General features: G+C 63.3%; 24 protein-coding genes and 1 other RNA gene. 16 read left to right on the top strand and 9 right to left on the bottom strand.

Features of this window, described 5'->3' with window-relative positions:
* Positions 1-12: 12 nt before the first annotated feature.
* Positions 13-369: a YacL family protein gene (locus FCL40_RS14105; protein WP_136853943.1), complete on the bottom strand. Its 357-nt coding sequence runs from the start codon at positions 367-369 to the stop codon at positions 13-15.
* Between the two features lie 142 nt (positions 370-511).
* Between FCL40_RS14105 and FCL40_RS14100 the strand changes: the two genes are divergently transcribed.
* The 4 genes from FCL40_RS14100 to lpoB are packed head-to-tail and all read left to right on the top strand — an operon-like array spanning position 512 to position 3,222.
* Positions 512-724, top strand: a complete 213-nt coding sequence (locus FCL40_RS14100; RefSeq protein ID WP_136853942.1) for a SlyX family protein — start codon at positions 512-514, stop codon at positions 722-724.
* Between the two features lies 1 nt (position 725).
* Positions 726-1,268 (top strand): peptide deformylase, encoded by a 543-nt coding sequence (gene def, locus FCL40_RS14095; protein ID WP_136853941.1) that lies wholly within the window; start codon positions 726-728, stop codon positions 1,266-1,268.
* Positions 1,265-2,614 (top strand): COG3014 family protein, encoded by a 1,350-nt coding sequence (locus tag FCL40_RS14090; protein ID WP_136853940.1) that lies wholly within the window; start codon positions 1,265-1,267, stop codon positions 2,612-2,614. Before def ends, FCL40_RS14090 begins: the two co-directional genes overlap by 4 nt.
* A 14-nt stretch (positions 2,615-2,628) precedes the next feature.
* Positions 2,629-3,222, top strand: coding sequence for a penicillin-binding protein activator LpoB (lpoB, locus tag FCL40_RS14085; RefSeq protein WP_136853939.1), 594 nt, complete (start codon positions 2,629-2,631; stop codon positions 3,220-3,222).
* 20 nt (positions 3,223-3,242) lie between these two features.
* Here the strand turns inward: lpoB and FCL40_RS14080 are convergent, their stop codons facing one another.
* Complete coding sequence (locus FCL40_RS14080; protein WP_407644155.1) at positions 3,243-3,452, bottom strand: YheV family putative zinc ribbon protein; 210 nt, start codon at positions 3,450-3,452, stop codon at positions 3,243-3,245.
* Positions 3,453-3,508: 56 nt separating this feature from the next.
* Between FCL40_RS14080 and FCL40_RS14075 the strand changes: the two genes are divergently transcribed.
* The 7 genes from FCL40_RS14075 (at position 3,509) to crp (ending at position 10,067) form a co-directional block, all read left to right on the top strand.
* Positions 3,509-5,410: an ATP-binding cassette domain-containing protein gene (locus FCL40_RS14075; RefSeq protein WP_136853938.1), complete on the top strand. Its 1,902-nt coding sequence runs from the start codon at positions 3,509-3,511 to the stop codon at positions 5,408-5,410.
* 1 nt (position 5,411) lies between these two features.
* Positions 5,412-5,912 carry a TIGR02444 family protein gene (locus tag FCL40_RS14070; RefSeq protein ID WP_136853937.1) on the top strand — a complete coding sequence of 167 codons (501 nt, stop codon included), beginning with the start codon at positions 5,412-5,414 and terminating at the stop codon, positions 5,910-5,912.
* 91 nt (positions 5,913-6,003) lie between these two features.
* On the top strand, positions 6,004-6,966 hold the full coding sequence (locus tag FCL40_RS14065) for a hydrolase (RefSeq protein WP_136853936.1): 963 nt from the start codon (positions 6,004-6,006) through the stop codon (positions 6,964-6,966).
* A 64-nt stretch (positions 6,967-7,030) separates the two neighbouring features.
* A complete protein-coding gene (locus tag FCL40_RS14060; RefSeq protein WP_136853935.1) occupies positions 7,031-7,978 on the top strand; it encodes a DUF3187 family protein in 948 nt (315 codons plus the stop codon).
* 2 nt (positions 7,979-7,980) lie between these two features.
* Positions 7,981-8,232, top strand: a complete 252-nt coding sequence (locus tag FCL40_RS14055) for a YheU family protein (RefSeq protein ID WP_136853934.1) — start codon at positions 7,981-7,983, stop codon at positions 8,230-8,232.
* Positions 8,233-8,305: 73 nt separating this feature from the next.
* The gene (locus FCL40_RS14050) at positions 8,306-9,220 is read left to right on the top strand and encodes a phosphoribulokinase (RefSeq protein WP_136853933.1); all 915 of its coding nucleotides are present in this window, start codon (positions 8,306-8,308) and stop codon (positions 9,218-9,220) included.
* Positions 9,221-9,431: 211 nt separating this feature from the next.
* Positions 9,432-10,067: a cAMP-activated global transcriptional regulator CRP gene (crp, locus tag FCL40_RS14045; protein WP_028109677.1), complete on the top strand. Its 636-nt coding sequence runs from the start codon at positions 9,432-9,434 to the stop codon at positions 10,065-10,067.
* Between the two features lie 92 nt (positions 10,068-10,159).
* Here the strand turns inward: crp and FCL40_RS14040 are convergent, their stop codons facing one another.
* The 5 genes from FCL40_RS14040 to FCL40_RS14020 form a co-directional block, all read right to left on the bottom strand.
* Entirely contained in the window at positions 10,160-10,957 is a 798-nt protein-coding gene (locus FCL40_RS14040; protein WP_136853932.1) for a DUF1338 domain-containing protein, read from the bottom strand.
* 9 nt (positions 10,958-10,966) lie between these two features.
* On the bottom strand, positions 10,967-12,427 hold the full coding sequence (astD, locus tag FCL40_RS14035) for a succinylglutamate-semialdehyde dehydrogenase (protein WP_136853931.1): 1,461 nt from the start codon (positions 12,425-12,427) through the stop codon (positions 10,967-10,969).
* Between the two features lie 10 nt (positions 12,428-12,437).
* Complete coding sequence (gene astA, locus FCL40_RS14030) at positions 12,438-13,460, bottom strand: arginine N-succinyltransferase (RefSeq protein WP_136853930.1); 1,023 nt, start codon at positions 13,458-13,460, stop codon at positions 12,438-12,440.
* Between the two features lie 40 nt (positions 13,461-13,500).
* Complete coding sequence (locus FCL40_RS14025) at positions 13,501-14,712, bottom strand: aspartate aminotransferase family protein (RefSeq protein ID WP_407644154.1); 1,212 nt, start codon at positions 14,710-14,712, stop codon at positions 13,501-13,503.
* A gap of 339 nt (positions 14,713-15,051) precedes the next feature.
* Positions 15,052-16,137, bottom strand: coding sequence for an HDOD domain-containing protein (locus tag FCL40_RS14020; RefSeq protein WP_136853928.1), 1,086 nt, complete (start codon positions 16,135-16,137; stop codon positions 15,052-15,054).
* 276 nt (positions 16,138-16,413) lie between these two features.
* On the opposite strand from FCL40_RS14020, the gene FCL40_RS14015 reads away from it, so the two are divergent.
* From FCL40_RS14015 to FCL40_RS14005, 3 genes are all read left to right on the top strand, one after another.
* Positions 16,414-16,845 (top strand): autonomous glycyl radical cofactor GrcA, encoded by a 432-nt coding sequence (locus tag FCL40_RS14015; RefSeq protein ID WP_136853927.1) that lies wholly within the window; start codon positions 16,414-16,416, stop codon positions 16,843-16,845.
* A gap of 152 nt (positions 16,846-16,997) precedes the next feature.
* Positions 16,998-17,576 (top strand): anthranilate synthase component II, encoded by a 579-nt coding sequence (locus FCL40_RS14010; protein ID WP_136853926.1) that lies wholly within the window; start codon positions 16,998-17,000, stop codon positions 17,574-17,576.
* 89 nt (positions 17,577-17,665) lie between these two features.
* The gene (locus FCL40_RS14005; protein ID WP_136853925.1) at positions 17,666-20,131 is read left to right on the top strand and encodes a prolyl oligopeptidase family serine peptidase; all 2,466 of its coding nucleotides are present in this window, start codon (positions 17,666-17,668) and stop codon (positions 20,129-20,131) included.
* Between the two features lie 356 nt (positions 20,132-20,487).
* Here FCL40_RS14005 and rnpB read toward each other — a convergent pair.
* Together rnpB and rsmI are read right to left on the bottom strand one after the other, a co-directional pair.
* Positions 20,488-20,865: RNase P RNA component class A (gene rnpB, locus FCL40_RS14000), an RNA gene on the bottom strand.
* Positions 20,866-20,884: 19 nt separating this feature from the next.
* Complete coding sequence (gene rsmI, locus FCL40_RS13995) at positions 20,885-21,724, bottom strand: 16S rRNA (cytidine(1402)-2'-O)-methyltransferase (protein ID WP_136853924.1); 840 nt, start codon at positions 21,722-21,724, stop codon at positions 20,885-20,887.
* Between the two features lie 87 nt (positions 21,725-21,811).
* Between rsmI and FCL40_RS13990 the strand changes: the two genes are divergently transcribed.
* The gene (locus tag FCL40_RS13990; RefSeq protein ID WP_136853923.1) at positions 21,812-23,638 is read left to right on the top strand and encodes a penicillin-binding protein activator; all 1,827 of its coding nucleotides are present in this window, start codon (positions 21,812-21,814) and stop codon (positions 23,636-23,638) included.
* Positions 23,635-23,970 (top strand): YraN family protein, encoded by a 336-nt coding sequence (locus FCL40_RS13985; RefSeq protein WP_136853922.1) that lies wholly within the window; start codon positions 23,635-23,637, stop codon positions 23,968-23,970. Before FCL40_RS13990 ends, FCL40_RS13985 begins: the two co-directional genes overlap by 4 nt.
* Positions 23,971-23,975: the final 5 nt, after the last annotated feature.

Below are 23,975 nucleotides of genomic sequence, written 5' to 3'. Positions count from 1 at the left end.
GGTGGGCGGCCCCTAACGACCGAGGAACTGCTGCCAGCTCTCCAACAGCTGGCACAGATCCTCCAGGCCGCAGCAGGCCTCACTCTCCTGATCGTAGAGTTCGACTTCGGGATCCAGCTCCTGCTCCTCGGCAATGCCCAGGGCGTTGTGACTCAGTAGGATCTCCCCCAGCTCCAGGGTCAGGGTCCACTCCCCCAGGCCGATCCGTCTCTCCGCCAGGCCATCTGTGCGCATCAGCGTCTCCAGCAGTTCGCTCACCCGCTCGGGACGGCCCAGCTCCTCGGTAAGCAGCCGGCCGAACGCTTCATGGCCCATGGAGAGCCGTGCCTCCCGCTCTCCGGTGAGGCCTTGCTTGAACTCATATTCCATATCAGGGTCTTACTTTCACGATCACGACCTACAGTGTAACCCAGGGTCTCAGGGGCTGCAGTCCAAACCCTGCACATCCACACATGCAACCGATGGGCCATTCCTCTATGATAGTGAGTCAACTCTTATTGAGCACAGCAGTATGTCCCTAACCGAACAGAGAGTCAGTGAATTGGAAACCAAGGTTGCCTTCCAGGAGGAGACCATCGACAGCCTCAACCACACCGTGGTGGAGCTGAACCGGCGATTGGATCTGATGCAGCGTCAGCTCAAGCAGCTGGCCGACAAGATGATGGCCACCGGCCCGAGCCAGATCGCCACCCAGGCGGAAGAGACCCCACCCCCCCATTACTGATATGAGTACCACGCCCCGGACCAGCCATCCACTGACCATCGCCCTGCTGGGCGAGGCGGTGCTGCGCCAGTCCGCCCAGGCAGTCAGCCTGCCCGATGCCGAGATAGAGCGGCTGGCGGAGACGATGATGCAGGTGATGTCCGACCGGGGCGGCGTCGGCATCGCCGCCCCCCAGTTGCACCACAGCCTGGCGCTGATGATCGTCGCCTCAAGACCCAACCCACGCTATCCGGACGCGCCGCAGATGGCTCCGCTGGTGATGGCCAACCCGACCATCACCGCCCAGTCGCCACAGCGGGTGCGGGACTGGGAGGGCTGCCTGTCGGTGCCGGGGATCCGTGGCCTGGTCGCCCGGCCGCAGTGGGTGAAGGTCAGCTTCGACACCCTCGACGGCTACCGGCATCACACCAGGCTGGAGGGGTTCGCCGCTCGCATCTTCTGTCACGAGCTGGATCACCTGCAGGGGTTGACCTTCCTGGACCGGGTGGACAACAACCGGGATCTGCTGGCCACCGAGGTATGGCTGAGGGAGCGAGGCCGATGAAAGTCGCACTCGGCGCCCTGGCGCTGACGGCCCTGCTGCTGGGAGGCTGCGCCTCCAACTCGCTGTTCCTGCCCTACCCGGCCCAGATGGGCGAGGTGAAGGCCCAGTTGAACAGGGGCCAGGGTCAGCCGCTCAAGCCCCTGGAAGCCGGCCTCCAGGGCCAGGACCGCCTGCTCTATGCCCAGGAGGCGGGGCGGGTGGCCCAGCTCCAGGGTGATTTCGACGCCAGCCGTCGCTACTTCGACCAGGCCCTGGCCCTGTATGACCAGCGAGACTGGATCGCCCTGGTGAGCCTGAGCGATCTCACCAGCCAGGCGGCGGGCGCGACCCTCTCCGACAACCTGATCCCCTACCCGGGCCAGGCCTACGAGCGGATCCTGGTACACCAGTACCAGTCCCTCAACTACCTGCTCAGTGGCGACCTGACCGGTGCCACCGTGGAGGCCCGGCGGGCCGACCAGGCCCAGACCCTGGCCCTAAGGGCCTATGAGGAGAGGGAGGAGATCAAGACCCTGCGCAGCGCCGGCCTCAACCGTGAACTGGCCAGGCTGGCGTCACTGGGGGGCAACGCCACCCACTCCTTTATCAACGGCTACACCCTGTATCAGAACGCAGTGCTGTTCGAAGCCCAGGGTGAGCTCAACGACGCCCTGATCGATCTGCGCAAGGCGCTGCAGGCCTACCCGGACAACGGGCTGCTGGCGGCGGAGTATGTCCGCCTCTCCTGCCAGTTGGCCATCGACTGTGACGACGCCCGCAGGCAGTTTGGTGCCCCCTCCGAGGTCGGGGCCGGCCAGGGCCGGCTGGTGGTGCTGTTGGAGACCGGCTACGTCCCCGCTAAGGAGTCGGTGACCCTGCCCTTCACCATCGACGGCTACTACCAGCAGGTCTCCCTGCCCACCTACCGGGGAAACCAGGCCGTCCCCGCCCGGGTCGAGCTGAGCCTGGAGGGCAGTGAGCGGCATCGGGGCGAGGCCCAGTTGATCGGTGAGATCGACACCCTGGCGATACGCGCCCTGCAGGAGCAGTACCCCGCCATCGTCCTGCGCCAGGCGTTGAGGGTGGCCGCCAAGGCGGGCACCAACCAGTGGGCGGAGAAGAAGGGGGGCGAGGTGGGCGCCATCGCCATGCAGATTTTCAATGCCCTAACGGAGCAGGCGGACCGGCGCAGCTGGCTTACCCTGCCCCACCAAGCATGGATGTGGCCCAAGGCGGTCGCTCCGGGCCAGTATCGGCTGGCCATCGACGGCAACCCGCAGCCGGTAGAGGTCAGAGCGGGACGAACCACCCTGGTGTGGGCGGTAAAAGCCGGCCCGGGGATCCGGATGCACTCAGTGATTTTGTAAGAGGAAGACCCAAGATGAAAAGCGTAAAACTGATCATGGCCGTCGCGGCCATCGCCCTGCTCGGCGGCTGCCAGTCCAAGGTGGAGTACCGGGACGCCACGGAGACCGAGACCGTGACCGTCGAGTTTGGCTCTTCGGACCTGCAGTCGGTGGCCGCCAAGATGGTGGACTCGATGCTGACCACCCCCTCGGTGATCCGCCTCACCGGCGACAGCCGTCCCGTGGTGTTTGTCGACAAGATCAAGAACAAAACCTCGGAACACATCGACACCGAGTCCATCACCGATACCATCAGCACCCGTCTTCTGCGCAGCGGTCAGTTCCGCTTCGTGGACATGACCAAGGTGGAAACCGTCCGCAGGCAGCTGGACTTCCAGAACAACGGTGGCCTGGTGAACCCGGCCACCGCCATCCAGTTCGGCCGTCAAATCGGCGCCCAGTACATGCTGTACGGTAACCTCTCCAGCATCGTCAAGCAGGATGGTTCCACCAAGGATGTCTACTACAAGATGACCATGCGCCTGATGGATCTGGAGAGCGGCCTCATCGAATGGGCGGATGAGAAGGAGATCCGCAAGCAGAAGAACCGCTCCTTCCTAGGCCTGTAGGGCATGGGAGTGCGACGCTTCTAATCGGGGTTAAACACCCCGATCACCTGGCCGGCGCCTGCCCGTTTCTCGGCGGGCGCCTCGGCCCGACGCTGCTGGTGGCCGCACTCGACACACTCCATCACTTCCACCCCCTGCTCGGTGAACAGCATGATGCTGTCCATGGCCTGGCATTGGGGGCAGCTGGCCCCGGCGATAAACCGCTTCTTGCGGGTGGCGTCCATGGTCATCTTTCTCCTTTGGCCTGTGATACACTGCGGCCACTTCCTATCTGAATACCGGACCCATGATAACGCTAAATCAGGTGCAACTCATCCGCGGCGCCAAGCGGCTGCTGGATGACACCTCTCTCACCATCTATCCCGGCCACAAGGTGGCTTTGGTGGGCGCCAATGGCTGCGGCAAGTCCAGCCTGCTGGCGATGCTCACCGGACAGGTCAGCCCGGATGCAGGGGACCTGAGCCTGCCCAAGGGGTGGCGGATGGCTACCGTGGACCAGGAGACCCCGGCACTGTCGGTAACCGCCCTGGACTATGTGCTCGACGGCGACGGCCGCTACCGCGGCCTGGAGCAGGAGTTGGGCCGGGCCCAGGAAAGCGGCGACGGCCGGGCCATCGCCGCCGCCCACGATGCCTTCGAGGCCTACCACGGCTATCAGGTCCCCGCCCGGGCAGCGGAGCTGCTGGACGGCCTGGGCTTCGACCAGGCGGCTCAGGGCCAGCCGGTAAAGAGTTTCTCCGGTGGCTGGCGGATGCGCCTCAACCTGGCCCGGGCCCTGCTGGTGCCCTCAGACCTGCTGCTGCTGGACGAACCCACCAACCACCTGGATCTGGACACCCTGATCTGGCTGGAGGGGTGGCTCAAACGCTATCCCGGTACCCTGATCCTAATCAGCCACGACCGCGACTTCCTCGATCAGGTGGCGGGCGAGGTGGTACACATCGAGCATCAAAAGCTGAACCACTACAAGGGTAACTACAGCCAGTTCGAGCGCCAACGCGCCGAGCAACTGGCCCAGCAGCAGGCCCAGTTTGAGAAGCAGCAGCGCCAGCGGGCCCACATGCAATCCTTCGTGGACCGCTTCCGCTACAAGGCCAGCAAGGCCCGCCAGGCCCAGAGCCGCCTCAAGGCGCTGGAGAAACTGACTGAGCTGGCCCCACTGCATGCCCAGAACAGCTTCAATATCCGTTTTCGTGAGCCCGACGCCCTACCCAACCCGCTGATCCAGATGGAACAGGTCCAGGGCGGATACGGCGACAAGACGGTGCTGGAGCAGATCAAGCTCAACTTGGTGCCGGGCAGCCGCATCGGCCTGCTGGGGCGCAACGGTGCCGGTAAGTCCACCCTGATCAAGCTGCTGGCCGGAGAGCTCAAGCCCATGAGCGGCGAGCTGGCCCCCAACCCAGCCTTGAAGATCGGCTACTTTGCCCAGCATCAGCTGGAAACCCTGCACCCAGAGCAGAGTCCGCTGCAACACCTGGCGCTGATCGCCCAGGATGCCAACGAGCAGCAGTTGAGGGACTACCTGGGCGGCTACGGCTTCAGCGGCGACAAGGCGAAGGAGCCGGTGGCCCCCTTCTCCGGCGGCGAGAAGGCGCGGCTGGTGCTGGCACTGCTGATCTGGCAGCGACCCAACCTGCTGCTGCTGGATGAGCCCACCAACCACCTGGACCTGGAGTTGAGAGAAGCGCTGACCCTGGCGCTGCAGCAGTTCGATGGCGCCATGGTGGTGGTCTCCCACGATCGTCACCTGCTGCGTGCCACCTGCAGCGAGTTCTACCTGGTGGACGGCGGTCGGGTCAACGACTTCGACGGTGACCTGGAGGACTACCACCAGTGGCTGATTCAGCAGGCCCGAACGTCAGAGGCCGCCGATGGCGGCCCCTCGCAGTCAGAACAGAAGCGAAATCGCAAGCGCCTCGAGGCGGAACTTCGCCAAAAGCTGTCGCCCCTCAAAAAATTGGAAACTGCCATCGATAAACGGATGTCAAAATTGCACACTCGTTTGAACGAGATTGAAGAGTCCCTGGCGGACAGTCGCCTCTACAGCGAGGAGTGTAAATCTGAACTCAATGGCTTGCTGAAGGAGCGCGGCGAACTGCAATCCCAACTGGAACAGCAGGAGCTGGAGTGGTTGGAGATTCAGGAACAGATGGAAGCCATCCGGGACACCGCGAAGGAGCAATAGAATGATCAGTCACGAGAGCCTGTGGCAGTTCGGCGACAAGATCTGGCAGCATGAACAGGCGCGGCAGATCTGCCTGCTGATGCAGGATCAGTACCATATCGACCCCAACCTGCTGCTGTTGGCCATCCTGATGGAACATGAGCAGATGTTCCTCGACGGTGAGCGCTTCACCACCCTGCGCAAGGCCAAGGACGAGTGGGAGCAGAGGATGGTCGGCCCCTACCGCCAACTGCGCAAGCTGGCCAAGACCAGCCTGCCGGAAGAGAGCTACCGCCAGATGCTGGAGGTGGAGCTGGTGATGGAGAAACGCAGTCAACGGCTGATGGTCAAGGCGCTGCAGCACCTCAGGGTGGAGCAGGAGGGAGACAATCTCACCGCCTGCCTGCAGGCCCATGACCTCAATCCTGGGGACCTGCCCTCGGAGCTGCTGGGACAGCTGTCGGAGCTGTTTGATCTGGCCAGCCAGGCGATCAACCAGCCCGCCCTCAGGGCGGTGCCCTAACCCACCGAGGGCCTCAAGGGGCCCTCTCTTTTGCCTGGCCTGCGGTTTCGGCTACCCTTAACAGCCTGCCCTCATGGATTCGACGACACGGATGACCGGCCCATTTACCCCTAGCCTCTGGTGGCGCAACCCGCACCTGCAGACCATCTGGCCGCTGATGGTCAGACCCGCCCCCCTGCCCCTGACCCGGCAGCGTTTTACCCTGGATGACGGTGATTTCCTGCAGTTGGACTGGCTCAACCGCAACGCAGAGGGGCCCCTCTATCTGATCCTCCACGGCCTCGAAGGGGGGGCCGACTCACACTATGTGAGGCGAATGTTGCACCGGCTCAATGCCCGGAATGCCTGCGCCCTGGTGATGCACCAGCGAAGCTGCGGCGGTGAACTGAACCGCCTGCCCCGCACCTACCACAGCGGCGAAACCGCCGACCTGGGCCAACTGCTGTCCCACCTGACCCAGAGGTTTGGTTCCCGACCGATCCTGGCGGTGGGCTACTCCCTCGGTGGCAACCTGCTGTGCAAATACTTGGGAGAGCGGGGAGAGGCCAGCCTGATCCGGCGGGCGGTGGCGGTATCGCCGCCACTGGACCTCGCCGCCTGTGCCCGACGGATGGAGCGGGGGTTTTCCAGACTGTACCAGCACCACCTGCTGACCCGGCTGCGCGGCAAGATACGCCAGAAACTCAACGGTCCTCACGCCAGCGCCATGCCGATCGATCTGGAGGAGTGTGACCGACTGACCACCTTCTACCAGTTCGACCACCGGGTCACCGCCCCACTGCACGGCTTCGACGGCGCCGACGACTACTACCGCCGCGCCAGCGGTAAGCAGTTCCTCAAGGGGGTTCGAACCCCCCTGCTGGTGCTGCACGCCGCCGACGATCCCTTTATGACCGCCGCCGTCATTCCTGCGCCCCATGAACTGGCCGCCAGCGTCACCCTGGAGCTGTGTCCCTTCGGCGGCCACGTGGGCTTTATCAGCGGTGGCCCCCTGTGGCGCCCCACCTTCTACCTCGAGCCCAGGGCGCTGAGTTTCTTGAATGAATCCCCATAAATCCGGCACTTCCTCCGTCCGCCTCCTACACTGAGATCCTAAAGAGTGCGCAAAGGAGGCTGGGATGAAAGCTGTCTGGATCCTCGGTGGCCTGTTGCTGGCCACCGCACCGGCCCACGGTCGCTACTGGGCCGACGGTCCGCTGATGGTGCGTTCCCAGGCACCAGTGAAGTCCCTGGTCCTCAGTCCCATCTTCCGCCCGGCCAGCTACACCCAGGGCGACCTGGTGGCCGACGCCGCCTTCTATGCCGCCAGCATCTGGGCCGTCGACGATGACTACCTGATGGACTACTACACCATCCAATACCGCTTCAGCCTGCTTTGGAGCCTGTCTGACCGCTGGCAGCTGGGGGCCTCCATCGCCAGCCACACCACGGATGACGCCCACCTGGATCAGCTGACCCTCTCCTTCCACAAGCTGTTTGGCATCTCCCAGAACGGCCGAGACCAGGTGGCCAAACACCGCAGTTATCTGGAGATCCCCAAGGCGGATCTGCTGATCGAGGACTTCAGTGGTCAGGCGATCGGCCGTCAGCTGGAGCTCTCCCTGGGCTACGCCCTCTACCACCACCACCGCCACGATCTGAGTGGGACTGTGGTGGTCGCCTACGAGGACGACACCAACCCCCGCAGCGGTGGCGGCTGGGATGGCAGCGTACAACTGGACTACCAGTACGCCTGGCGCAGCAATGCCCTCTACCTGATGGGTGCCATGGCCTGGACAGACGGCGACGCCATCTTCGGCTTCGACATGGAGGGATCCAGCTGGCACTGGGGCCTGGGCTACCGCCGCCGTTTCGGCGAGCGTCACCAACTGCTGCTGGAGTACAACGCCTCCGACGGCATCCTGCCGGATCTGGGGCAGTTCGCCAATTCGGTCCACGAGATCAATGCCGGCTACCGCTACCAGGTTCGCAATCTGGCCCTGGAAGGGGTTATCATGGAGAACTTCAAATACCCGGACAACAGTGCCGATGTGGCGCTGGTGGCCAAGATCCGATACAAGTTCTGACCATGCTGATCCCCTACGACCAACTGAAACAGAGCCTGTCCGCCGAGGCGCTGACCAACCTGATGCGGGAGTTCCTGCTGCAGCAGATCACCGATCAGGGCTTCGACCAGACCGACGACCGGGTGCTGGCCGAGGCGCTGCCGAGGGTGGAAGCCGCCCTCAGGCGGGGTGAACTGGTGGTGGAGTACAGCGAAGAGGAGGAGTCGGTGGCGATTCGCCCGGCGGATCAGGTGGCCTGCGGCCTCCCCGCCTGAAGGCGCCGACCCTTGACCCACCGGACCAACACTTTTATAACAAAAGACCAACAACAGGGAAGGGCCCAAGGATATGTCAGCCAAGCACCCCATCATCGCGGTCACCGGCAGCAGCGGCGCCGGCACCACCACCACCACCAAGGCGTTCAAACACATCTTCCGCCAGCTCGGCGTGACGGCGGCGCTGGTGGAGGGGGACAGCTTCCACCGCTACACCAGGGCGGAGATGGAGCTGGCAATCCGCAGGGCCAGGGAGGAGGCCAAGAGCATCAGCTATTTCGGTCCCGAAGCCAACGACTTCCCCGCCCTGGGAACGCTGTTCGAGACCTATGGTCAATCTGGCCAGGGCCAGGTACGCCGCTACCTGCACACCTTCGACGAGGCGGTGCCCTTCAACCAGATGCCCGGCACCTTCACCCCCTATCAGCCCCTGGATGCCGACACCGACCTGCTCTACTACGAGGGACTCCATGGCGGAGTGGTCACCGACGAGGTGAACGTGGCCGAGAAGGTGGACCTGCTCATCGGCATGGTGCCCATCGTCAACCTGGAGTGGATCCAGAAGATCATCCGCGACACCGGTGACCGGGGCCACAGCCGGGAGAAGGTGATGGGCAGCATCGTCCGCTCCATGGAGGACTATGTGAACCACATGACCCCGCAGTTCTCCCGTACCCACATCAATTTCCAGCGGGTCCCCACGGTGGACACCTCCAACCCCTTCAGCGCCAAAGACATTCCCAGCGACGATGAGAGCTTCGTGGTGATCCGCTTCCGCGGCCTGAAAGATGTGGATTTCCCCTATTATTTGAGGATGATTCAGGGTAGTTTTATGTCCAGGATCAATACCCTGGTGGTCCCCGGCGGCAAAATGGGGCTGGCCATGGAGCTGATCTTGACGCCGGTGATCAAAAAATTGATACAGCAGCGTAAACAAACCCTGATCAAAGAGCAGTTTGAACAGGGAAATAACGGAGAGCTGAGCTGACCTGAAATAACCCAGGATCCCGTCATCAGTAATGTTGTTTGACCAAGTTGGGTCTTTTCGGGCAGATCATCTTCTTAATCCGAGCTTTTTTTTCAATGGATATAAAAAACTTGGATCAAGGTCATAGAGCTTTGGGCTAGACCTATTTAACATTTGAACCTAGAATTCTGAGTTGTTTATCTTTTCCTTACCAAACTGAGGGACAGCACTTATGGCGCTAATTGGCAAGCCAAAACCGGATCCAACTCTTGAGTGGTTCCTCTCCCATTGCCACATCCACAAGTACCCAGCCAAGAGCACTCTGATCCACGCCGGTGAAGAGTCCGACACCCTGTACTACATCGTCAAGGGCTCCGTCGCGGTACTGATCAAGGATGAAGAGGGCAAGGAGATGATCCTGTCCTACCTGAACCAGGGTGACTTCATCGGAGAGCTGGGCCTGTTCGAAGAGCAGCCAGAGCGGACCGCGTGGGTTCGCGCCAAGTCTCCTTGTGAAATCGCCGAGATCTCCTATAAGAAGTTCCGTCAGTTGATTCAGGTCAACCCTGACATCCTGATGAAGCTGTCCGCTCAGATGGCCAACCGCCTGCAAAACACCTCTCAGAAGGTGGGCGACCTGGCCTTCCTCGATGTGGCTGGCCGCATCGCCCAGACTCTGCTGAGCCTGGCCCGTCAGCCCGACGCCATGACTCACCCAGACGGCATGCAGATCAAGATCACCCGCCAGGAGATCGGTCAGATTGTCGGCTGCTCCCGTGAGACCGTCGGCCGCATCCTGAAGATGCTGGAAGAGCAGAACCTGATCCAGGCGCACGGAAAGACCATCGTGGTCTACGGCACTCGCTAAGGACAGGGCTCAGAATCGAAAAACCCCGCCGATGCGGGGTTTTTTAATGCCTGAAACTGGGCGCCTGGCGGCGCCCCTGCCGAGTTTTGACTCTAACGGGCGTTGGTGGACTCGAAGATCTTGTCGGCGGACGCGGCCACGAAGCCGCTGTAGAGTTCGCCATCGGCCATGGGGTAGCGCAGGGCAAACTCGTAGAAGCAGGCGGGGATGACCATCTGACCGTCGGCAAAGGTGACCGCCACCTTGTCGGCCAGGGTGGAGGACTGCTCCAGCAGGACCTCGGGGCTGCCCTTGATCTCGCCGCCGGAGCCGTTGAGTTCGAACCCGGCCTCCTTCAGGGCGCGGTTGACGCTTTCCAAGGTGCCGAACTCGCTCAGATGGTTGACGCTGACGGTAAAATGGTTGGCGCGGAAACCGAAGGCTGCCAGCCAGGCGGCGTACTCGCTCTCCGCCAGCAGGGTGCGGTACTGCTCCTGGGTGGCCTTCCACGGGGCGCCACCGTAGACGTGAGCCACATCATCGACCAGTCCCTCGGGCAGCTGGGCCAGCAGCGATGCGACGATCTGCTGCAGCTGCTCGCTGCACTCCTCCAGCTTCAGTTCGGAGATGAACACCTTAGGCTGGGTGCTGTCCGGGTGCTCATAGTGGCGGGCGTACAGCTTCTTCTGCTCGAACTGGTACTCCCCCTTCTGCACATAGCCCAGGGCCAGGAAGTGCTGGGCCAGCTTGTCGATCCCCAGACCCGGGGCCCGGAAGGTGCGGAACGCCACATGGTCGTTGATGATCGCCTCGCCCCTGCCCAGCAACTGGTGCACCTGGTCGGCGCTGGGGCACTGCTTCAGATAGTCCTGCCACAGCTGGCCGAACAGGTTTTGAATATCCATTTCCAATAAGCTCCTCTAGATCTCCAGGCCCGGGGCCAGGGTCGCGGGCAGGGACACCCGATCCGCTTCCACCGAGGCGACAGGGTAGGCACAGTAGTCGGCGGCGTAGTAGGCACTGGCACGGTGGTTGCCACTGGCGCCGATGCCACCGAAGGGGGCGGAACCGGCGGCGCCGGTGATCTGCTTATTCCAGTTGACGATACCGGCACGGCTGCGGGCCAGGAAATACTCCCACTCGTCACGGCTGTCGGACAGCAGGCCGGCCGAGAGGCCGTAGCGGGTGCGGTTGGCCAGCTCGATGGCCTGGTCAAAGTCGTCGTAGCGGATCACCTGCAGCAACGGACCGAAGTACTCCTCGTCCGGCAGATCGCCGATGGCGGTGACGTCGATGATGCCGGGGCTCACCAGGCCGGTGTCCGCCTCCAGCTGGCGCAGCTCAACCAGGGTTTCTCCCCCCAGATCGCGCAACCTGGCCTGGGCATCCACCATCGCCTGGGCGGCCGAGGCGGAGATCATCGACCCCATGAAGGGCTGGGGCTCGGCGTCAAACTTGCCCACGCGAATCTTGCCGGTGGCTTCCACCAGGCGCGCCAGGATGGCATCTCCCTGGTCGGTACGGGGCAGGTAGAGGCGACGGGCGCAGGTACAGCGCTGACCGGAGGAGATGAAGGCAGACTGAATGATGTCATGCACCGCCGCCGCTTCGTCGGCCACCTGGCGAACGATCAGCGGGTTGTTGCCCCCCATCTCCAAGGCCAGAATCTTGCCCGGCTCCCCACCGAACTGCTGGTGCAGCAGGTGACCGGTGCGGGAACTGCCGGTAAAGAACAGGCCGTCGATCTCCGGGTGGGAAGCGAGGGCCTTGCCGGTATCCAGCTCACCCTGTACCAGGTTGACGACGCCGGAGGGCAGGCCCGCCTCCTGCCACAGCTTCAGCATCAGCTCCGCCACCCTGGGGGTTTGCTCGGAGGGCTTCAGCACCACGGTGTTGCCGGCGATCAACGCCGGCACGATGTGGCCGTTTGGCAGGTGACCCGGGAAGTTGTAAGGACCAAACACCGCCACCACGCCGTGGGGCTTATGACGCAGCACGGCGCGACCGGCGGGGGTCTCCCCCTCCTTGGAGCCGGTGCGTTCCTGGTAGGCGGTGATGGACAGACCCACCTTGCCGATCATAGCGGCGGCCTCGGTGCGGGTCTCCCACAGAGGTTTGCCGGTCTCCTCGGCGATGGTCAGCGCCATCTGCTCCTTGTTGGCTTCCAACTGCGCCTTGTAGGCGTTGATGATCGCCAGGCGCGCCTCCAGTCCCTGGCTAAACCAGCGGAACTGGGCGGCACGTGCGGCCTTGAGGGCGGCATCCACCTGCTCTTCGGTGGCACTGCGCCCCTGCCAGATCACCTGGTTGGTGGCCGGATTGACCGAGTGCATCTCATGGCCCAGGCCATCGACCCACTGGCCGTTAATCAAATGGCTCATCACTACATCCTTATCGATTCATCGCCAGGGCCCACAGTTCGGCCCCACTGTCACAGCCCAGGGCGTCGGCGTCGGCCCGGCTCAGGGTGATCACCCCGGCCTGCTCATCCACCTTGGCCCTGGCCTTGATGATGGTCAAATTGTTCAGATCGGCGTTGGTCACCATCATCCTGTCATCGCCGTCATGCTCACCCACCTGCAGGGTCAGCCTGGCAGATTCGCGCACCGCCTTGATCTCCTCCCGCTGACACTCCACCGTGGGGCCGGCATCGAAGATGTCCACATATCCCTGACAGCGGAAGCCCTGGCTCTGCAGCAGCCGTAGCGCCGGCCGGGTGGTCTCGTGCACCTCACCCACCACCGCCTGGGCCTCGGGGCTCAGCAGGTCGACGTAGATGGGGTGGCGGGGCATCAGCTCCGCCACGAACACCTTGTCACCGATGCCGGTGAGGTAATCGGCGGTAGGGAAGTCGATGCCGAAGAAATGATCCTCCAGCCACTGCCAGAAGGGGGAACCGCCGTTGTGGTCGCTGACGCCGCGCATCTCGGCGATCACCTTGTCACCGAAGCGCTCGGGGAAGGCCGCCAGCAACAGGAATCGGCACATGGACAGGAAGCGCCCATTGTCCCCTTTGCGCCACTCAGGCTTAAGGTACAGGGTGCACAACTCCGCCGCTCCGGTGTAGTCGTTACACAGGGTCAGGGTGTGCACTTCGCGACGAATGCCCAACTGCGGCGAGACGTGCACATCCTTGCCCAGGCGATAGTGGTAGAAGGCATCCTCGATACCGACCGCCGCTTCGATGGCGCAGGTGCCCACCACCTCGCCAGTCTCCCTCTCCTCCAGCACCATCAGGTACAGCTCATCCCCCGGCCGCTTCACCTCCTTGGCGAAGCTGCGGACAGAGCGCTGAATCTTGCTCTTCAGCAGTGTTTCGTCGATTGGCAACGAGGTGAATCCGTGTCCCGAATCCTCGGCAATCTGCAGCAGAGCGGGATAGTCCCGCTCGGCGATCGGTCGTACTCTAAGCATGGCCGGTCTCCTCTCCAGCCCGCCCCTGGCGGGGAGGGAGTTAGCCCTGTTTAACCTTGGCGACCGCTTGCTCGAAGCGCGCCAGTCCCTGTTCAATCTCTTCGTCGCTGATCACCAGTGACGGGGTGAAGCGCACCACGTTGGCACCGGCCACCAGGCACATCAGGCCGGCGTCGGCGGAAGCCACCAGGAAGTCACGGGCACGGCCCTGGAACTCGTCATTGAGCACGGCGCCGATCAACAGCCCCTGGCCCCGCACCTCGGAGAATACCTGGTATTTGTCGTTGATGGCGCTCAGGCCATCGAGAAACTTGCGATGCTTGACGATCACCCCTTCCAGCACCTCAGGAGTATTGACCACGCTCAGTACCGCGTTGGCCACGGCACAGGCCAGGGGGTTCCCCCCATAGGTGGAGCCGTGGGTACCCACCTTGAGGCTGCTGGCGACCTCCGCCCTGGTCAGCATGGCAGCCACAGGGAAGCCACCGCCCAGGGCCTTGGCGGTGGTGAGGATGTCGGGCGAGACGCCGTAGTGCTGATAGGCATACAGCGCACCGGTACGACCAACACCGGTCTGGACCTCGTCGAAGATCAGCAGGGCGTTGTGCTTGTCACACAGGGCGCGCACCCCCTCCATAAACTCCTGGGTGGCGGGGATGATGCCGCCCTCGCCCTGGATCGGCTCCAACATGACCGCGCAGGTGCGGTCGGAGATCACCGCCTCCAGGGCGGCCAGATCATTGAACTCGATGTGATCCACCCCTTCCGGCTTGGGACCGAAGCCGTCGGAGTAGGCGGGCTGGCCGCCAACGGTTACGGTGAAGAAGGTGCGGCCATGAAACGCCTTGGTAAAGGCGATGATCTGGTTTTTCTCCTCCCCCCCCTGCTCCAGGGCCCAGCGGCGGGCCAGCTTCAGCGCCGCCTCGTTGGCCTCGGCGCCGGAGTTGGCGAAATAGACGCGATCGGCAAAGGTCACCTCAGTGAGGGTCTTGGCCAGTTGCAGGGCCGGCTCATTGGTCATCACGTTGGACAGGTGCCACAGCTTTTCTCCCTGCTCCTTCAGGGCCCCGACCAGGGCGGGATGGCAGTGCCCCAGGCAGTTCACGGCAATGCCGCCGGCAAAGTCGATATACTCTCGCCCCTGTTGATCCCAGACGCGGGCGCCTTCGCCGCGGACGGGGATGACGCTGGAGGGGTTGTAGTTGGGGACCATTACCTGGTCAAACAGGGCGCGGTTTAGCTGTGATTGCATTGTCATGTTCTCCTTGGTCTTTCTCTTTGCCCCTTCCGTGTGAAGGACGCAAATGTGACCTAATTATCATTCTGATAACAACCAACCATATAAAATTGTCGCTTTGCAGTCAAAACGGTGAACTTAGGGACAAAAGCGCAAAATCAGGGTAATTATTCACCATTAAAGACACTGATGTATCCATATATAATAGTCGAACAGTAATTAACCTACTGTTAAGAAAGAATATCTTTGAATTACGCCAACTTATTGCGCGTTATGAAGAATTTTTCTAGCAAACCCCCGTTTTACGTTATCTATGCAGCAATATCGCCGCCTCATTCATCAAAAAAAATCGATTCACCCCCGGTGAAGGACCCTCACCCTGGCCTCGGGGATCTGGTAGTAGCCGGTGATCACCTCCAGCCCGTCCTCCTGTTTCATGACCCGTCCCGACAGGGTCAGGTAGACCACCTCTCCAAAGGCCCGGCTCAGCGCCCGTGCCGCCGGCTCCGACTGCATCCAGGGTTGTTCCAGGGCAGTCAGCAACCGGAGAAAGCGTCCGCTGTAGCCCACCCCCTCCAGGAAGCGACGGGCAATCGCCAGATGTCGCTGCAGATGTTCCGCCACCGGCTCGCAGGGCAGACGCAGATGACGCAGCCCCTCAGAAAGATCCCCTTCCGGCTCAAGCCGCGCCTGGTTCATCCATTCCCCCCGCATCCTCTGATAGAGGTGGGTGGCCTGACGATGCACCAGGATAGGCCCGAGGGCAAACAGGCAGGCGTAGATGCGGGCCGAGTCGCCACCGATCCCCTCCTCCCCGAGCCAGTACTCGGCCCGGCTCTTCAACAGGCGACACCAGCGCCATAGCTTGCGCTGGTGCAGCCCCTGGCTCTGGTCCGGCGACCAGCTCCAGTGCTCATACACCAGGCTGGGGATCAGCTGGCACAGTTTCTCATAGCCCAGGTAGTTGATGGCCAGCTGTACGTCGTGGAGCTCACTGGCGCGGCGAAACTCGAAACGGTTGGAGTTGATGTGGCGAATCAGCGCCTGGCTCAGCCAGGGATCCAGTTCGATGCAGCGGGTCAGGCGACGCACATCCCCGTCCGGATCCAGCAGCAACTCGAGCATATCCAACTGAGCCACCTCGATGCCCATCACCTTGCGCGCCCCCTCCGGCTGGGCCAACAACCTGCCCAGTTCAGCCTCAAAGGCCCGGCAGAAAAACTGCCTAAGTTTCTGCTGCTGCTCGCTCCGCTGCTGATTCTTCTGGATCCGCTTGAACTCGGCGGCCCGCTCCACCGCCAGCTTATAGCGCCAGACAAACGCCACCTCATCCTCCATGGTCGGACTGGGGGCATGGATGGGTTCCGACAGGCTCTGATACTGCCAAAATTGCTGTTCAAGCTGATCCAGCAGCCTGGGTTTGGGTAGTTGTGTACTCACGGTTAACCAAGGGTTGGGCCTTTTTGACTGTTATATCACAAGCACTTAGGGATGTGCCGACTCCCGGAACGGTTTTTCCGCCCCGGAAGCGCCGGACGCCCCAGAATGGGGCAACCGGCTGTCGACGCTCCGCTCCCGCCGCCCTAACACAGATTCGGATCACGAAAAACCCCATCGGATGAGCGGACTTCATTGACCACCATGAAATAAGTCATGTGTCAACGGGGGTGGGATCACGTAATCTTGAGCCAGTCCTCACGATTAGGAAGTAACAAGATGGTAACAGGAATCCAGATCACTCAATCCGCCAATGACGCCCTGGTAGGCAGCATCTGGCTGGTAGACAAACAAGCCGGCCAAGCCCGTTGCGTGGCGGCCAAAGAGCAGTATCAGGCCGACCAGGTGGTCTCCCTGGCCGAGCTGGGTGAGTTCGAGTCCCGCGAGCTGCCCGTCGAGTCCGCCAACGCCACCGGACGTGAGGGTGGCCAGCACCTGAACGTCAACGTCCTGCAGCGTGACGTTCTGCAGAAGCTGATGGCAGCCCGTGAGCGGGTGGAAGCCGGCTCCGCCAACGACGACGACTACGCCCTGATCAGCGACAACGCCCAGCTGACCATCCGCGTCTCCGGCTACGCCGTCCGCTTCAACTCCCTGACGCTCGAGCAGCAGCGTGACGTTATCGCCCGGACCTTCACCGAGAGCATGTAAGCCAGACTGCGCTTCCTGGTGATGACAACGCCGCCTGCCGGCGGCGTTGTCGCTTCCCCCACCGCTCGCCGCGATGCCCGTCAACCGGGATGATCTCTCTGCGTCCAACAGGTAGAATGCCTGCGCTTCACCTACGCCGACAGGGATCGCCCATGCTGCTGATGCTCGACAACTACGACTCCTTCACCTACAACCTGGTGCAGTACTTCCAGCAGCTGGGACAGCGGGTGGAGGTGCGTCGCAATGATGCCACCAGCCTCGCCGAGATCGAGCGCCTGAATCCCGAGTACCTGGTGATCTCGCCCGGCCCCTGCTCCCCCAACGAGGCGGGCATCGCCCTGGATCTGGTCCGTTACTTTGCCGGACGGCTGCCTATCCTCGGGGTTTGCCTGGGGCATCAGACCATCGCCCAGAGCCTGGGCGCCCGCATTGTCCGGGCCCACAAGGTGATGCACGGCAAGACCTCCGCCATCCGCCATGATGGCTGCGGCGTGTTCCGGGGGCTGCCCGATCCCCTGACCGTGACCCGATACCACTCCCTGGTGGTCGCCCCCGACTCGCTGCCGGAAACCCTTGCGGTCACCGCCTGGTGCCGGAACGAACTGGGCCAACAGGAAATCATGGGGTTGAAACACCGGAGCCTGCCCGTGGAGGGGGTGCAGTTCCACCCGGAATCGGTGCTTACCGAACAGGGGCTGGCCCTGCTGGATAACTTCTTGAAACAATACTGAACCCCCCTCTCTCTTCGCCAGGACTCCAGCACTTGGGGAGGCTGTGATATAAATCACGGTCACAGCAAAGCCAAGGACCCCCTACAACAATGAAAAAATGGATTAGTCTGGGCCTAACCCTCAGCCTGGTAAGCGCCTGCGCCGCCACCCCCGAGCCCCCCACGGCCAGCCCCGCCCCCCTCAGTCAACAGCTCCCCCCCCTGCCGGTGCCGGCGCTGTCACCCGCCGATCCGCTGACCCTGAAGCGGATCATGGCGGATCCGGACTGGATGGGTAACGCCCCCCAGACCCCGCAGTGGTCCCTGGACGGCCGCCGCATCTACTACTGGCAGAAAGAGCAGGGATCCAAACTGAGCCGCGCCTTTGCCGTGGACGCCCAGGGCAATGGCGGCGCCCTGCCCTACAGCGACTGGGTCCTGGCCCAGGAGAAGACCCTGAGCGCCGACCGTACCCTGGCCGCCTGGCTTTACGAGGGCAACCTGTTCGTCGCCCAGGCCGGCCACCCTCCCCGACAGCTGACCCGGGACAGCAGCGCCGTCGACCAGTTCAGCTTCACCCTGGACAACCGGCTGCTGGTGCGCCGCGGCAACAAGCTCTACCGCATTGACCCCGCCACCGGCCGCAGCCTGCTCCAGGCCGAACTGGTGTTTGGCCAGAAGCCGGACAACGCCCAGGTAACCGACAGCTACCTGGCCAGGCAGCAGAAGCGGCTGATCCGTTATGTGGACAACCAGTACAGGGACGCCGCCGATCTGGCCGCCCGCCAGGCGGAGCGCCGCGCCGCCGATGCCAGCCTGGCGCCTGAGCCCTTCTACCTCAACGCCAGCGAACGCCTGGTGACCCTGAGTCCCTCTCCCAGCGGCCGGATGCTGCTGGCGGTAGTCACCGACAAGGAGAACCGCTGGCGCCAGGATCACGACATCATGCCCAACTACCTGGACAAAAAGGGCTATGTGGCGGCCCAGCCGGCCCGTGCCCGGGTGGCCGAGGCCGAAGTGGCGCCCCACCGACTGATGCTGCTGGACACCGTCACCGGCACCACCACCCACATCAGCTGGGAGGGACTGGCGGGGTTCGAGGAGGATGTGCTGGCCGGCGTCAAGGCGGAGAACGCCGCACGCCGCGGCGAGCACTACCACAGCGCGCCGGCCCTGCGAGTCATTACCCTGATGCAGGACTGGGGTTGGAGCCAGAGCCCCATCCAGTGGTCCCCCCAGGGGGACAAGCTGGCGTTGATGCTGGAAGCCCAAGCAGACAACAAGGATCGCTGGCTGGCGACCGTCGATCTGACCACAGGCAGGCTGACCACCCAGCACCGGCTGCACGACGAGGCCTGGGTCAACTACACCCATAACGAGTTCGGCTGGAGCCGCGATGGCCAAAGCCTCTACTACCTCTCCGAGGAGAGCGGCTACTCCCAGCTGTACCTCAAGCCCCTGACCGGCCAGGCCAGGGCGCTGACCCAGGGTGAGTTCGTGGTTAGCAGCGTCACCCAGAGCCGGGACGGCGACCGTTTCTTCTTCAAGGCCAACCGTCATCACCCGGGCCAGTACGAGGTATTCAGCGTCGCCACCGACAGCGGCAAGCTGCGCCAGGAGACCGATCTCAAGGGCAGCCTCGACTACCACCTCAGCCCGGATGAATCCCGGCTGCTGCTGACCGCTTCCAGCCGCACCCGGCCACCGGAGCTGTTCCTGCAGCCCCTGTCGGGCCGCCCCAGCCAGCTGACCCACACCACCAGCAGTGAGTTCCTAAAGTACCCCTGGCAGGCGCCTGAGGTGGTGGCCATCCCCTCCAGCCACCAGGCCAAACCGGTGTACGCCCGCCTGTTCCGCCCCCTCAATGACAGCAGGAAGCGCAACGGCCAATACCCGGCGGTGATCTTCAACCACGGTGCCGGCTACCTGCAGAACGGCCACTTCGGCTGGTCCGGCTACTTCCGTGAATTCATGTTCCACAACCTGCTGGCCCAGCATGGCTATGTGGTGATGGACATCGACTACCGAGGCTCCAAGGGCTATGGCCGCGACTGGCGCACCGCCATCTACCGCAACATGGGCCACAGCGAAGTGGAGGATATGATCGACGGCATCGACTGGATGGCCGCTACCCAATCGGTCGACCCGCAGCGGGTAGGCACCTACGGCGGCTCCTACGGCGGCTTCCTCACCTTTATGGCGCTGTTCACCCAGCCCGAGCGCTTCCAGGCCGGCGCCGCCCTGCGCCCGGTGACCGACTGGGCCCACTACAACTATGGCTACACCTCCAACATCCTCAATACGCCGGATCTGGATCCCATCGCCTATGAGCGCAGTTCTCCCATCGAGTTCGCCCAGGGACTGCAGAAGCCACTGCTGATCATGAGCGGTGTGCTGGACGACAACGTGTTCTTCCAAGACAGCGTGCGCCTGGTACAGAGGCTGATCGAACTGGAGAAACCGATGTTCGAGACCGCCATCTACCCAGTGGAGCCCCATGGCTTCCGTCAGCCCTCCAGCTGGCTGGACGAGTACCGCCGCATCTTCAGGCTGTTCGAGGAGAATCTCAACCCTTGAAGGACCCCTCCCGGGATGGCGATCATTTGCCCATTCACAGTTGAATGTTTGAGCAGCCCATTCTAGATTGGATGGGTCACTGCATGGTGGCTGCCTTGAATGGTTGTGTTTGTCCTCTTCGCCCCGCCAGGGAGTTTGGCGGGGCGTTTTATTGCCGTTTCCTTCGGCAGGGACCTGCGCCGGGATGCCAGGCGAAGACACCGTACGACCTGGTGGCATCGGCCGATAAACCGCGATCCTGGTGTAAGCGGAGTGGACAATCATCCGCCCACCACAACGGTGGCCTGCGAGCACCCAAGCTTCGGATAAAGAAAAAGCCGCTGCTTCTGATGAAACAGCGGCTTCTCTAGGTTGTAGGTTGGAGTCGGCCGATAAGCCGGGTTCTGTCGTGGACAATCATTCCTCTAGGCCCAGGATCGCTCCTGGGCTCAAGCAACCTACCCGCCCCCAACGCGGGCCACGCCAATGGGGGCCTATTTGGTCTTGCTCCGGGTGGAGTTTACCGTGCCACGGTCTGTTACCAGCCGCGCGGTGCGCTCTTACCGCACCCTTTCACCCTTACCTGTGCTCCCGAGGGAGCCATCGGCGGTCTGCTCTCTGCTGCACTGGTCGTAGGCTTGCGCCCCCCAGGCGTTACCTGGCACCCTGCCCTGTGGAGCCCGGACTTTCCTCCCCCTTGCCCGTCTGCGAGCGAACCCGCACAACGACAAGGCAGCGATTGTCTGGCCGACTCCGGAGGCGGAGTATAACCCGCTACCAGCCCTGCTCCAAGCCGTACTTGTACAGGGCGTTCTTTTTATGACCAAAGATCTCGGCGGTCAGCGCCGCCGCCCGCTTCAGCGGCAATTCCTTGGCCAGCAGTTTCAGGGTCTTAACCGTCTGACCATCCAGCTCATCCTCCTGGGCCTTGTGGCCGTGGACCATCAGCACCATCTCCCCCCGGGTGCGGTTGTCGTCCTCCTTGAGCCAGGCCAGCAGGTCAGCGGCGGGCCGCCCCTCGATGGTCTCGAAGGTTTTGGTCAGCTCCCTGGCCAGCACCAGGGGGCGATCCGGCCCCATCACCTCAATGATGTCGGCGATGGTATCCAGCACCCGCCGGGGAGACTCATAGAAGATCATGGTTCGTGGCTCCCTGGCCAGGACGCCCAGCCGATCCAGCCGCCCCTTGCCCTTGGCGGGCAGGAAACCCTCGAAGCTGAACCGGTCCGACGGCAGGCCGGCGGCGCACAGGGCGGTGGTGGCGGCGCAGGGGCCCGGCAGAGGCACCACGGGGTGTCCCGCCTCCCGCACCTGGGTCACCAGGTGGTAGCCGGGATCGGAGATCAACGGGGTGCCGGCATCGGAGACCAGGGCGATGGACTGCCCCTGCTCCAGACGGCCAATCACCCACTGGGCCCGCTGCCGCTCGTTGTGGTCGTGGATGGCCACGGTCTTGGTGCCGATGCCGAAGTGGCTGAGCAGTTTGCCGCTGTGGCGGGTATCTTCACAGGCGATGAGATCCACCTGCTCCAGCACGGTCAGTGCCCGCTGGGTGATGTCCGCCAGGTTGCCGATGGGGGTGGGCACAATATAGAGGGTTGCTGTGGATTCCATGGAAAATCTCTTGGTGTCTGTTGATTGGTTTAGCATCGACGGGGGGTTACACTATTGGCTGTGATTTTATCAGAGTGGGTTTGGCTGTTGAAAAACTTCTCCTGCAAATTGACCAAAAGGGTGCTGCCCCTGCTGCTGACCGCCCTGCTGGCCTCCTGCGCCACTGGCCCCGCCCCCTCCCCCGAGGCACCCGAAGCCAAGGTCGAGATGGGCAGAGTCACCCAGAGTGCCGCCCAGTACCTGCAGAAGGCGTCCAGTAGCGAGGGCGACACCCGGCAGCAGTGGCTGCTGCTGGCGGCCCGGGCCTACATCGCCCAGGGCGATATCGCCTCTGCCGCCCAGTTGCTGGCTTCCCTCGACGGCAAGCTGGACCCGGCCCCCAGGCTGCAGGCGGAGTTCGCCCTGCTGATGAGCGAGCTGGCCAAGGCGGAGCAGAACCGTGGCAACGCCCTAGCCCGGCTGGACTGGCCCTCCGACTGGACGCTGGACCGGGCCCAGTGGCAACACTACTACCGTCTCAAGGGTGAGCTGTACCAGCTGTCGGCAGCGCCACTGCCCGCCGCAGCCGCCTACTACACCCTGGGCCAATATCAGGAAAAGGCAGAGCGGCCGGAGAGCCATGAGCGGCTGTGGCACAACCTGGGCCAGGTGGATGAGCAGGCACTGTTGAGCGCCGTCGGCCAGAGTCAGGATCCCCAGTGGCGTGGCTGGCTGGAACTGGCTTGGCTGGCCAAGCATTTTGCCATCCAGCCCTCCACCCTGGTGGGTGAGCTGGCCCGCTGGCAGCGGGACAACCCCGGCCACCCCGCCGCCCGCGCCCTGCCGGCGGATCTGCAGCGAGCGCTGACGGTTCAGCCCTATCGCCCCCAGAGCGTGGCGGTACTGCTGCCTCTCACCGGCCGGGTTGCTGCCCAGGCCAAGGCGATCCAGGATGGACTGCTCTCCCGGGCCTTGGAGCAGGATGGCGGCCGCCAGCTGCGCTTCTACGACACCGGTGCCCAGGACGCCGCCGAGGCCTACCAGGCCGCGGTGACCGACGGCGCCGAGTTCATCATCGGCCCGCTGCTCAAGGCCAACGTCGACAAGGTGCTGGCGGTGGCCGATCCGCAGCTGCCGATGCTGCTGCTGAACCAGCCCGCAGAGCTGCCGGAGCCCAGGGAGCACCACTACTTCTTCGCCCTCTCCCCCGAGGAGGAGGCGATGCACGTCGCCGAAAAGCTGTTCCAGGATGGCCGACTGCATCCCCTGGTGCTGGCCCCCGCCTCCTCTCTGGGGCGGCGCATGGCCCGGGAGTTCGACGCCACCTGGCAGACCCTCACCGAGGAACCGGTGGAGGTGCACTACTTCGACCGCACCGACACCATGCAGGACTCGGTGCGCAGCGCCCTGCAGGTAGATGCCAGCCTGGAAAGAATCCGGGCGGTGAAACAGGCATTTGGCCGCGGCACCCAGGCCGACTTCCGCTCCCGGGACGACGTGGACGCCATTTTCCTCATCGCCGACGCCGGCGAGATCCGCCTGCTCAAGCCCTTCATCGACGTCAACATCTCGGTGTTTGCCCAGCCACCGCAGCTGTACACCAGCAGCCGCGCCAACGCCAAGGCGAACAACGGCCAGGAGCGCCGGGAGCTGGACCGACTCTACATCAGCGACATGCCCTGGCTGCTGGGAGAGACCCCCATGCGCAGCCAGGTGGCGCAACTGTGGCCGGATCGCAGCGACAGCCAGCTGCGCCTCTACGCCATGGGCCACGACAGCTGGGCGCTGATCGATCGTCTGGCGCAGATGCGGGTGTTCTCCGGCTACCGCATCCAGGGCCTCTCCGGCCAACTGGCGGTAACAGAAAATGGGGTGCTGAGCCGACAGCTGGGCTGGGCCCAGTATCGCCGCGGACGCCTGCGCGCCGAACCATGAGCCGTCACAAGGGTCACATCGTTGAACGGCAGGTACAGCACTGGCTGGCAGACCAGGGGCTGACACCGCTGGCGTGCAATGTCCACAGCCGCTTCGGGGAGTTGGACCTGGTGATGACCCAGGGTAACGAGCTGGTGTTCGTTGAGGTAAAATACCGGAAAACGCCAGGCTACGGCGGCGCCCTGGCCGCCATCACCCCGAGCAAACAGCACAAACTGCGGCGTACCGCAGCCTTCTATCTGCAGCAGCAGGGGTGGAGCGACCGCCCCTGCCGCTTCGATGTGGTCACCGTGGAGGGTGGCCAGATCGACTGGATTCAAAACGCATTTTAAGAGGT

Origin of the sequence: Ferrimonas sediminicola (genome assembly GCF_005116715.1) — a bacterium.
Lineage (GTDB): Bacteria > Pseudomonadota > Gammaproteobacteria > Enterobacterales > Shewanellaceae > Ferrimonas > Ferrimonas sediminicola.
This window is presented reverse-complemented; position numbering and strand designations above follow the sequence as displayed.